At 65.7% G+C, this 10481-nt stretch carries 13 protein-coding genes and 1 riboswitch; of the genes, 2 read left to right on the top strand and 11 right to left on the bottom strand.

What is annotated here, in order from left to right; all coding sequences use genetic code 11:
* From EOD07_RS09800 to EOD07_RS09780, 5 genes are all read right to left on the bottom strand, one after another.
* Window positions 1–334 (bottom strand): caspase family protein (locus EOD07_RS09800; protein ID WP_206519447.1); only part of this gene is annotated, 334 nt, incomplete at its 3' end.
* 183 nt (window positions 335–517) lie between these two features.
* Window positions 518–1024 (bottom strand): RES domain-containing protein, encoded by a 507-nt coding sequence (locus EOD07_RS09795; RefSeq protein WP_041012884.1) that lies wholly within the window; start codon window positions 1022–1024, stop codon window positions 518–520.
* Entirely contained in the window at window positions 1017–1388 is a 372-nt protein-coding gene (locus EOD07_RS09790) for an antitoxin Xre/MbcA/ParS toxin-binding domain-containing protein (RefSeq protein ID WP_040991110.1), read from the bottom strand. Before EOD07_RS09790 ends, EOD07_RS09795 begins: the two co-directional genes overlap by 8 nt.
* Before the next feature lie 85 nt (window positions 1389–1473).
* Window positions 1474–2715 carry a class I SAM-dependent RNA methyltransferase gene (locus EOD07_RS09785; protein ID WP_127235283.1) on the bottom strand — a complete coding sequence of 414 codons (1242 nt, stop codon included), beginning with the start codon at window positions 2713–2715 and terminating at the stop codon, window positions 1474–1476.
* On the bottom strand, window positions 2712–3485 hold the full coding sequence (locus tag EOD07_RS09780; RefSeq protein ID WP_127235282.1) for a TlyA family RNA methyltransferase: 774 nt from the start codon (window positions 3483–3485) through the stop codon (window positions 2712–2714). Before EOD07_RS09780 ends, EOD07_RS09785 begins: the two co-directional genes overlap by 4 nt.
* A 109-nt stretch (window positions 3486–3594) precedes the next feature.
* Between EOD07_RS09780 and EOD07_RS09775 the strand changes: the two genes are divergently transcribed.
* Entirely contained in the window at window positions 3595–3996 is a 402-nt protein-coding gene (locus EOD07_RS09775; protein ID WP_127235281.1) for a GFA family protein, read from the top strand.
* Window positions 3997–4092: 96 nt separating this feature from the next.
* Here EOD07_RS09775 and EOD07_RS09770 read toward each other — a convergent pair whose 3' ends face one another.
* The 6 genes from EOD07_RS09770 to EOD07_RS09745 form a co-directional block, all read right to left on the bottom strand.
* Window positions 4093–4380 (bottom strand): hypothetical protein, encoded by a 288-nt coding sequence (locus EOD07_RS09770; RefSeq protein ID WP_127235280.1) that lies wholly within the window; start codon window positions 4378–4380, stop codon window positions 4093–4095.
* Between the two features lie 150 nt (window positions 4381–4530).
* Complete coding sequence (dxs, locus tag EOD07_RS09765) at window positions 4531–6438, bottom strand: 1-deoxy-D-xylulose-5-phosphate synthase (RefSeq protein ID WP_127235279.1); 1908 nt, start codon at window positions 6436–6438, stop codon at window positions 4531–4533.
* A 440-nt stretch (window positions 6439–6878) separates the two neighbouring features.
* Window positions 6879–7799: a pirin family protein gene (locus tag EOD07_RS09760; RefSeq protein WP_040991105.1), complete on the bottom strand. Its 921-nt coding sequence runs from the start codon at window positions 7797–7799 to the stop codon at window positions 6879–6881.
* Window positions 7800–7808: 9 nt separating this feature from the next.
* Window positions 7809–8075 carry a DUF2277 family protein gene (locus tag EOD07_RS09755; RefSeq protein ID WP_040991104.1) on the bottom strand — a complete coding sequence of 89 codons (267 nt, stop codon included), beginning with the start codon at window positions 8073–8075 and terminating at the stop codon, window positions 7809–7811.
* 36 nt (window positions 8076–8111) lie between these two features.
* Entirely contained in the window at window positions 8112–8363 is a 252-nt protein-coding gene (locus EOD07_RS09750) for an exodeoxyribonuclease VII small subunit (protein WP_040991103.1), read from the bottom strand.
* Window positions 8364–8366: 3 nt separating this feature from the next.
* Window positions 8367–9293, bottom strand: coding sequence for a histone deacetylase family protein (locus tag EOD07_RS09745; protein WP_127235278.1), 927 nt, complete (start codon window positions 9291–9293; stop codon window positions 8367–8369).
* A gap of 115 nt (window positions 9294–9408) precedes the next feature.
* A riboswitch (cobalamin riboswitch) is annotated at window positions 9409–9586 on the top strand.
* Window positions 9587–9628: 42 nt separating this feature from the next.
* Between EOD07_RS09745 and bluB the strand changes: the two genes are divergently transcribed.
* A complete protein-coding gene (gene bluB, locus EOD07_RS09740; RefSeq protein ID WP_127235277.1) occupies window positions 9629–10351 on the top strand; it encodes a 5,6-dimethylbenzimidazole synthase in 723 nt (240 codons plus the stop codon).
* Window positions 10352–10481 lie beyond the last annotated feature (130 nt).

Raw genomic sequence — 10481 nt, 5'->3', positions numbered from 1 at the left:
CGCCCTCGAACTGCGCGCCGTGGCCGGCCAGATAGACGAAGACGACCGCGTCGGGACCGGCTGCCGAGACCTTGGCGAGGAAATCGCGATACGCCCCGCGCAGCGATTCCTGGTCGACGTCGCGGGCGCCGACCACGTCGAAGCCGGCCGCCTGCAAGGTCTGCGCGATCAGGCCGGCGTCGTTGGCCGGCGTCGCCAGGGCGCCGGACGGATAGGCGGCGTTGCCGATGACGAAGGCCAGCCGCTTTTGGGGCTGCGCGAGCGCGCCGGTCGCCGAGACGGCGACGAAAAGGAAGAGGACGACAAAACCGAGGAATTTCTGGAGCATCCGCATTTCAGGCCACCTCTTTTAAGAGCAACCGATGCTGTCGAGGCCCTTCCCCTCCTCCAGCGGATCCAGCCTAGACCGTGCAAAACGGCGGCTTTGCGGCGCGATTCCGGCGGCTTGCGCGCAAGCGGCCGCTTCAACGAAATGTGATAGCGCCGGGCGCGTCCGGTGCCTCCGTTTTAAACCGTTCTATAGCCACGATGCTGGCGTTTCCGGCAGGCGATGCTCAGGATCGACGACGTCGAGGCGCGGCGCGCCGTTCCCGTTCCAGCGCCAGAGCGCAACACAGGTGCCGCCGGGCGACATAAATGATGGATAGATCACGCCATGCAGCCCATCGGCCAGCAGGCGGTCGCGGAGCTGGTGCGTCTCGGGCACCAGTCCCCGATCCAACAAGTCCCGCCATTCACATCGATGAATATCCGTCGTGACACCCAGTCCGGCCAGAGTCGCAGCGTCGGTCAGGTCGGCCAACCGCGCGCCAGAAAGTTCCAGTTGAGCGATCAAAGCCGGGTGCTGGACAAAACCCTGATTATACTCGGCCCAGGCGGTGGACAGTTCTTGCGCCGCATAGATGGTCGGAGCGCCCAGGGGGTTCCAACGGCCGCCAAACCGGGCCGCGCCCTCGCCGGAAAGCGGCAGATAGGCCCAGCGTGGCACGAAGGCACGCCACAGCGTCAGCCTGATTTCACGCATAGACGCCGGAGCGGACGGCCTCCAGGTAGGCAAGCACCTTGTCGGTCTTGCCCTCGCGAACGAGATCGTAGGCTGTCTTTCCGGCCCAGCCCGGGATGGGCTGATGCTTGAACCAGATCGCCGCGCGCTGCTCGCCGCCGGCCATTTCGCCTGCCATCGCCAGAATGCGAACGACGGGGCTCAGCGCGGCATCGACCTTGCGCGCGCCGGTCTTGGCGGCGAGCGTGTTGCGCGCAACGCCAATCAGGCCAGCCAGTTCAGTCAGGTTGACGCCGAGCAATTCGGCGACACGCCGCGCGGACAGGTATGGAGACCGCTCCTCGCCGAAGCGCGACGCTGGAATTTCAAGCATTGCGGAACTCATGACTATTTTCCAGCGTGTTTTGATACGATCACATCAAAATATGCCCAATCCAAGCGCAATTCAAGCGCAACGGACGGCTGGATACCTACCGCCGCCTTCTCGGCTTCTCCAGCAGCGCCACGGCCTCGACATGCGGCGACCACAGGAACTGGTCGATCGGCGTCACGCTCTTCAGCGCATAGCCGCCGTCGAGGAGAATCCGCAAATCCCGCGCCAGCGTCACCGGATTGCACGATACGGCGGCCACCAGCGGCACATCGGAGCGGGCGATCTGCTTCGACTGGTCCTCGGCGCCGGCGCGCGGCGGATCGAAGACCAGGCCGTCGAAGGCGTTCAACTCCTTGAAGGTAAGCGGCCGGCGGAAGAGGTCGCGGCGTTCGCTGGTCACCCGCTTCAGGCCGATGGCGAAGCGGTAGGCGCGGTCGAGCGCGGCGAGCGCCGGCGCATCGCCTTCTACGGCATGGACCTCCGACTTCGCGCCAAGCCGCAGCGCGAAGCTGCCGCAGCCTGCGAACAGGTCCACGACCTTTTTGGCCCGCGACAGATGCTGGCCGACAAGACCAGCCATCGCCTGCTCGGCGGCTTCCGTCGCCTGCAGGAAGGCGCCGGGCGGCACGGCGACGGCAACCGGTCCGAATTGCACCACCGGCTTCTTCGGCTCGACGACGATCTCGCCGTCGACGGAAAGCCGCGCAAGGCCCTCGGCCATGACGAAGTTCGAGGCGATACGGCGCTGGTGGTCGCCAAGCTTGCCGGCATCATGGACGGCAATGTCGAGGCCAGAGGCGGTGACGGTGACCGTCATATGGAACGCCTTCGGCGTGGCGCAGACCAGACCGGCCAGGGCGCGCAACTTATCGAGCGCCGAGACGATCGCCGGCAGCGAGATCGGGCATTCCTCGATCGGGATGATCTCGGAAGACAGCGCGCGCACGAAGCCGAGCAGCATGCCGGCCTCGGTACGCCTGGCGCTGAACGTGACGCGGCGGCGGGTGTGCGGCGCGCAAGGCACCAGCGCGGCGATCTCGCCAGCGATGCCCTTGGCCTTTAGCGCCTGCACGACCTTCTCGCGCTTCCATTGCTGGTAGGCTGCGGCTTCGTAATGCTGCAGCGCGCAGCCGCCGCATTCGGTGAAATGGCGGCAGGCCGGATCGATCCTGAGCGGCGCGGCTTCCAGCACCGAGATCAGCGTGGCGCGATCCTTCTGGCGCGCGGCCGTAACTGTTTCGCCGGGCAGCGTGAACGGGACGAAGACCTCTCCGCCTTCGGCACTGGCGATGCCGTCGCCCTGCGAGCCGAGCCTGGCGATGGTGAAGCGTGTGCTCATCGCGAACCCGCATCCTTTACGGCGGCGAGCAGGAACTCGCGGTTGCCGTCGCCGCCTTCGAGCGGCGACGGGTGGAGTCCGAGCACACGCCAACCGGGAATGGAGGACAGCCAATCGCGCAGCTCAGCAGCGATGCGTTCGGCATCCGCCGGCTCCTTCAGCAGGCCGCCCTTGCCGATGGCCTCGCGACCGGCCTCGAATTGCGGCTTGACCAGGAGAATCGCCCTGGCGCCCCCGCCCGCCAAGTCCAGCGCCGGCGGCAGCGCGAGCTTGAGCGAGATGAAGGAGACGTCGCAGACCAGGAAACCGGGGATGCGGCCGCCGAGATCGGCTGCCGTCAGATCGCGGGCGTTCAACCCTTCGATCACCGTCACGCGCGGGTCGCCGGCAATGTCGGGATGCATCTGGCCGTGGCCGACATCGATGGACGTGACATGGGCCGCGCCGCGCTCGAGCAGCACCTGGGTGAAGCCGCCGGTCGAGGCGCCGACATCGAGCGCTTCGCTGCCGGAAGGATCCAGGCCGAAATGGTCGAGGCCGGCGATCAGCTTCAGTGCCGCGCGCGACACATAGGCCCGCGCCGGATCGTCGATGGCGACCAGGCAGCCCGGCGCGACGGGTTGGCCGGGCTTGCGGGCAACGATGCCGTCGACCGTCACCGTGCCGCGCTCGATCGCGTCGCGGGCGCGCGAACGGCTGGCAAACAGGCCGCGCCCGACGAGCAATTCGTCGAGCCGCTGGCGCTGGCTTGATGGCAAAGGGGAACTCATCGGTCTTCATTGGCGAATGCCGGGCGCGAACGCAATGGGTTTGAATATCGGGCAAGAGGCTGCAGAATGCCCGAAGGAACAGGCCGTTCATCAGCCGGTGGAGGTGGCAATGCTGAAGGGGACCTGCCATTGCGGCGCGGCTCACTGGACGCTGGAAGGCGATCCCGGTGGGATCACCGCCTGCAATTGCACGCTTTGCCGCCGCTACGGCACGCTCTGGGCTTATGACTATGTCGACGAACGCATACGCATAGCCGGGCCGCTGAAGTCCTACACGCGCGCCGAGGTGGCGGAACCCGCGCTGGAGATCCTGTTCTGTCCGACCTGCGCCTGCGTGGTCGCCTGGCGCGGCCTGCGCGCGGCCAAGAGCGGGCGCACGCGCATCGCCGTCAATGTCAGGCTGGCACCGCCGCAGGACGTCGCCGACCTGCCGATCGACCATTTCGACGGCCTCGACAGTTTTGACGACCTGCCGCGCGACGGCCGCTGCGTGCGCGATATGTGGTTCTGAGCAATTCCAGGAAAAGTGTGAAACGGTTTTCCGTCCGGAATTGCGTCAGGGAGGAGGACAGAGCGGTTTGGCGTTTCCGTGAAACGGCGGACCGCTCTAGAAGACGGTCCGCGAAACCTGGCGCTCGACGGCCGGCGTCAGGCCATCATTGCCGGAGGCCTCCTTGCGCGGCGGCTCAACAGGCGCCGGTGCGGACGGAGGAGTGTCCGGCAGCACGACGAATTGAGGCTTCTGCTTGTAGGAGAAGCCGCCGCGGATGCTACCCATCTTGCCGGCGACGATGTCCGTCGCCGCCTTTTCGATATTGCGGTCGTAGCGCGTTTCGGCTGCCACCGGCGCGGCCATGTTCGCCAGCAAGGCCATGCCGCAAAGGAACGACTTCATTGTTCTTATCCCCTGCCCAGGACCAAGGTCTTAGCAGGGCGCCGTTGAAAATCGGCCAAGAGACAGGGTAAGCGAACCGCCAAACGGAAGCGTTAACAGATAGTTACCGCAATAAGCCGGCAAACCGATTCAAAAAGTTGAGACTTCGATTCAGGCGCGCTGCGCCTGAACGCCACGGCCGAGCGTCGCGAAGACCGTGCGCACGATGCCTGCCGAATCCAGGCCGGCATCGGCATACATCTTCTCCGGCTTGGCATGGTCGGTGAAGATGTCCGGCAGCACCAGCGGCCGCACCTTGAGGCCGCTTTCCAGCAGGCCTTCACGGGCAAGGAAATGCAGCACTTGGGCAGCGAAGCCGCCGATGGCGCCTTCCTCCACGGTCACCAGCACCTCGTGCGAACGGGCGAGACGCCGGATGAGATCCTCATCCAGCGGCTTGGCGAAACGGGCGTCGGCGACGGTGGTGGAGAGACCCGCCGCGCCGAGCTCCTCGGCGGCCAGAAGGCAATCCTGTAGCCGCGTGCCGAAGGAGAGCAACGCGACCTTGATGCCCTCTTTCAGGATGCGGCCCTTGCCGATCTCGAGCAGCGAGCCGCGCTCCGGCATGTCCACGCCGACGCCGTTACCGCGCGGATAGCGGAAGGCGATCGGGCCGTCGTCATAGGAGGCCGCGGTGCGCACCATATGGCGCAGTTCCGCCTCGTCGGCCGCCGCCATGACGACGAAGCCCGGCAGCGAGGCGAGGAAAGTGGTGTCGAAGGCGCCGCAATGGGTGGCGCCGTCGGCGCCGACGAAGCCGGCGCGGTCGATGGGGAAGCGCACCGGCAGCTTCTGGATCGCCACGTCGTGGACAACCTGGTCGTAGGCGCGCTGCAGGAAAGTGGAATAGATGGCGGCGAAGGGCTTGTAGCCTTCGGTGGCGAGCCCCGCCGCGAAGGTCACCGCGTGCTGCTCGGCGATGCCGACATCGAAGGTTCGCTTGGGAAACACCTCGCCGAACAGGTCGAGGCCGGTGCCGCTCGGCATGGCGGCGGTGATGGCGACGATGCGATCGTCCTCGCGCGCTTCCTGGATCAGGCTTTCGGCGAAGACCTTGGTGTAGGCGGGCGCGTTGGCCGGCGCCTTGGCCTGCGCGCCGGTGATGACGTCGAACTTGTTGACGCCGTGATATTTGTCGGCGGCGGCCTCGGCCGGCGCGTAGCCCTTGCCCTTCTGGGTCACGACATGGATCAGCACCGGGCCTTTGCCGTTGTCGCGCACATTCTTCAGCACCGGGATCAGGTGCTCGAGATTGTGCCCGTCGATCGGGCCGATGTGATAGAAGCCGAGCTCCTCGAACAGCGTGCCGCCGGTGACATAGCCGCGCGCATGCTCGACCGCCCGGGTGATGGCGCGGTCGGCGCGCTTGCCGAGATAGGAGGTCAGCTTCTTGCCGAAATCGCGCAGGCCGAGATACGCCTTGCCCGACGCTAGCCTCGCCAGATAGGCGCTCATGGCGCCGGTCGGCGGCGCGATCGACATGTCGTTGTCGTTGAGGATGACGATCAGCCGGGCGTCGAGCGCGCCGGCATTGTTCAGCGCCTCGAAGGCCATGCCTGCCGACATCGAGCCGTCGCCGATGACCGAAATGACATTGTTGCGCCCGCCCGACAGGTCGCGCGCCATGGCCATGCCGAGGCCGGCCGAAATCGAAGTCGAGGAGTGTGCTGCGCCGAACGGATCGTATTCGCTCTCGGCGCGGCGGGTGAAGCCGGAGAGGCCGCCTTCCTGGCGCAGCGTGCGGATGCGGTCGCGGCGGCCGGTCAGGATCTTGTGCGGGTAGGCCTGGTGGCCGACGTCCCAGATCACCCGGTCGTCCGGCGTGTTGAAGACATAGTGCAGCGCGATGGTCAGCTCGACGACGCCGAGGCCGGCGCCGAGATGGCCGCCCGTCTGCGATACCGCGTCGATGAGTTCGGCGCGCAGTTCAGCAGCAAGCTGCGGCAGCGCGCTCTCGTCGAGCGTCCGCAGGTCCGCCGGAATGCGGACCTTGTCGAGCAGCGGCGTGTCTGGCTTCACTCGGGCGCGTCCTGCCTCAATTGATCGAACACGGCGCTACCAGCAAATTGCGCCATAATCATGCGCGGAATAGGCCGCCGCCGGGCGAATGTAAATGCGCGCCGGTGACGCGCGGCGCTGCCCATCTTGGTAAACCATCGAAAACGTCTGGAAAATTGGCGGAAACCTTCCCGGCGTCGTCATTCCAGGGCGAAGCAGGAGCGAAGCTCCGTCGCGGAGACCCTGGAATCCATGCCGTGACCCTGGCCGGAGAGTGCGGCGGAGCAGAATTCTGCACCGTTGCAGCGCTTGGAAGTCACGGAATGGATCCTCGGGTCTACGCGCGTCGCTTCGCTCCTTGCTCCGCCCGTGGATGACGACGCGATCTGTGTGTTCAGCCAATCGCCATGGCATGCAACCTTGCTACGCAGGCATGTCCGGGCGGTCGAAATTCTGCGCTACTAACCTTCCGGCAGCGGAATAAACTCTTCCTCATCGCCGGGAACGATATCGAAGCGGCCTGTCTTCCATTCCTGCTTGGCCTGCTCGATGCGCTCCTTCGAGGACGAGACGAAATTCCACCAGATATAGCGCTGGGAACCGAGCGAAGCGCCGCCGAACAGCATGAAATGCGCGCCGCGCTCGGAGGAGACGACGATCTCCTCGCCCGGCTTGAACACCAGAAGCCGCTCGGCCGGAAAGACATCGCCGGCGATCGAGACTTCGCCTTCCAGCGTGTAGATGGCGCGTTCCTCGGCGTCGGCGGGGATCTGCACGCTGGCGCCCGCCGCCAGGCGCAGATCGGCGTAAAGCGTGTCCGAAGCGGTCGCCACCGGCGAGCGCAGGCCGGAGAATTCGCCGATGACGACGCGGCCGCTGACGCCCTCGGCATCGATTTCAGGCAGGCGGGCCACCGACGTGTTCGCGAACACCGGGGCGATTTCCTCCTTGCCGTCCGGCAGCGCCAGCCAAGTCTGCAGGCCGGAAACCGACATCGGCGCGCCGCGAAGCTCTTCCGGGGTGCGCTCGGAATGAACGATGCCGCGCCCCGCGGTCATCAGGTTCACGTCGCCCGGCGCGATCACCATTTCGGTGCCGAGCGAGTCGCGATGCCTGATCTTGCCGTCGAACAGATAGGTGACGGTGGACAGACCGATATGCGGATGCGGGCGCACGTCGAGCGCATGGCCGGCGCGCAGGATCGCAGGCCCCATGCGGTCGAAGAAGATGAACGGCCCGACCAGACGGCGCTTTGCCGTCGGCAGCGCGCGGCGCACCTCGAAGCCGCCGATGTCCTTGGCGTTGGGGATGACCATCAGTTCGATCTGATCGCAGGCGAAGGCATCGCCGGGCTCAGGATCGTTTCCGGGAAAGAAGCTCATGACTGTCCCTCAGGCGAAACGCAGCGCCGACCTGGCCTTCGCCTTGGCCGCCTCCACCTCGCGGTTGCGCGGCTCCTGGCTGGTTTCGAGCGAATCGATCAGTTCGCGCGCGGCGGCCGCGATTGCCTCGACGGCGTGGTGGAAAGCATGCTCGTTGCGCTTGGACGGTTTCGTCGAGCCGCTCAGCTTGCGCACGAACTGAAGCGCCGCGTCATGCACTTCGTCATTGGTTGCCGGCGGCTCGAAATTGGCCAGGGTCTTGATGTTGCGGCACATGGCTTGAACTCCTTACCTGCTTGCTCTGCCCCCAAATTATTCCGCGTCCAACGGCTCCGTTCCCACCGGCTTGCCGTCGCGCGACAGCCGGATCTTCTCGACCTTGTCCTCGGCGGCCTTCAGCAGCCGATCGCAATGCGCCTTCAGCGCCTCGCCACGCTCGTAGATCCGGATCGACTGGTCGAGCGGAACATCGCCGCGCTCCAGATCATCGACGATCTTCTCCAGCGCGTCGAGCGCCTGTTCGAAGCTCATCGCCTTGACGTCCTCATTGCCTTCCACTGCCATACCCTATCCCTTCATCAGCCGCCCGACATGGGCGGCGACTGAAAATGCCAGTCCCTGCAGATCGTAGCCGCCTTCCAGCAAGCTGACGAGCCTGTTGGAGCTGTGGCGACCCGCGCGTTCCATCAACTGGCCGGTCGCCCAGTCGAAATCGTCCTCGGTCAGGTTGATCTCGGCCAGCGGATCGCGGTGGTGCGCGTCGAAGCCGGCGGAAATGATAATCAGGTCCGGCGCGAACGCGTCGATCGACGGCAGCACGCGCGACAGGAAGGCGTCGCGAAACAGGTCGCTGCCGGTCCGCGGCGCGAGCGGCGCGTTGACGATGTTGCCGGCGCCGGTTTCGCTCTTCGCGCCGGTGCCCGGGTAAAGCGGCATCTGGTGCGTCGAGCAATAAAGCACAGACGGATCGTCCCAAAAAATGTCCTGCGTGCCGTTGCCGTGATGGACATCCCAGTCGACGATGGCGACACGCTCGGCCTGGTGCTTCTTCTGCGCGTAACGGGCGGCGATTGCCGCCGTGTTGAACAGGCAAAAACCCATCGCCGTGGTCTTTTCGGCATGATGGCCCGGCGGGCGGGCGGCGACGAAGACATTGGCGGCACGGCCCTCGAAGACGTCGTCGACGGCGGCATTGGCCGCCCCGATCGCCGTCACCGCCGCCTGCCAGCTCTTCGGGCTGGCACTGGTGTCGGCGTCGATCGAGACGATGCCGGTCTCAGGGATTGCCGCGCGGACGCGTTCGACGAATTGCTCGGGATGCGCGTAAAGGATCGTTTTCTCGTCGCCTTCGGGCGCCTTGACGCGGTCGAGCGCCGAAAAGGCATCGTCGTCCAGCACACGCTCGATGGCGCGCAGCCGGTCGGGCCGCTCGGGGTGGCCGGGCGGCGTGAGGTGTTCGAGGAAGATCGGATGCGTGTAGAGACGGGTGGCCATGGCGCCTAATCTAGGCACCCGCGGCCGTAATGACCATGTTTGAAAAGCCGAATGGCTGGGGAAATTGCGCCAGCCGATGTCGTCCGCGCCATTGGCGGGTGCCGAACTTCGCGGTAAGGTCACTTCGCTGCCTGGTGCCCGCGACGCGGGAGAATCGGGAACACGGTTGAATTCCGTGGCGTGCCCAACGCTGTGAGGGGGACCGCGCCGGCAAACGCCACTGTCCATGACGGGAAGGCGCCGGAGCGGGACGATCCCGAGCCAGAAGACCGGCCCGGCAGACATGGTCATCCGCTTGGTCAGGCGGATGACTGCTTGTCGCAAGGGGAAATGCGATGACGGCAGCAGCGATCGCCGCGAGCGGCGATGATTTTGACCAATTGGCGCGCGACGCGGTCTATCGTGCGATGTTCACCAGGCGTGACGTGCGCAGCCATTTTGTCCCCGACGATCTCGATGACAGTGTGCTGGCGCGGCTCATCACCGCTGCTCATCACGCGCCGTCGGTCGGCTACATGCAGCCGTGGAATTTCATCGTCATCCGCGACCAGACAAGGCGGCGGCAGGTCCGCGACTTGTTCCTCGCCGCGCGCGAACAGGAGCTGCCGGCGATCGAGGCGGAACGGCAGGCGCTGTACCGCAAGCTTAAGCTCGAAGGCATCTGCGAAAGCGCGCTCAACCTCTGCATCACCTGCGACCGGCAGCGATCGAAGGACTCGCCGCTCGGGCGCTGGCACAATCCGGAGATGGACCTCTACAGCACCGTCTGCGCAGTGCAGAATTTCTGGCTGGCGGCACGCGCGGAAGGCGTCGGCGTCGGCTGGGTGAGCATCATCGAGACGGAGGCGCTGAAGCGGCTTCTGTCGATCCCGGAGCATGTCACGCCGATCGCCTATCTGTGCGTCGGCCGCGTCTCGGAATTCGCGCCGAAACCGGACCTCGAAGCGCATGGCTGGGGCAAGCGCCTGCCGCTGCCCGAGCTGGTGATGAGCGAAACTTTCTGCGGCGCCGGAGAAGCGCCACTCAAATCGGCGATTGCGAGACTTAGCGGCGCTTAGAGCGTTTCACCGTTTCACCGAAACGGCGAACCGCTCTACCTCTTTGTTGACGCAATTCCGGACGGAAAACCGCTTCACACTTTTCCTGGAATTGCTCCAAGGCCGTGATCAAGCGGCCCGGGGCGTATCC

The sequence above is a fragment of the Mesorhizobium sp. M2C.T.Ca.TU.002.02.1.1 genome (assembly GCF_003997225.1).
The sequence above is the reverse complement of the archived record's forward strand: the minus strand, read 5'-3'. Positions and strand labels throughout refer to the sequence as shown.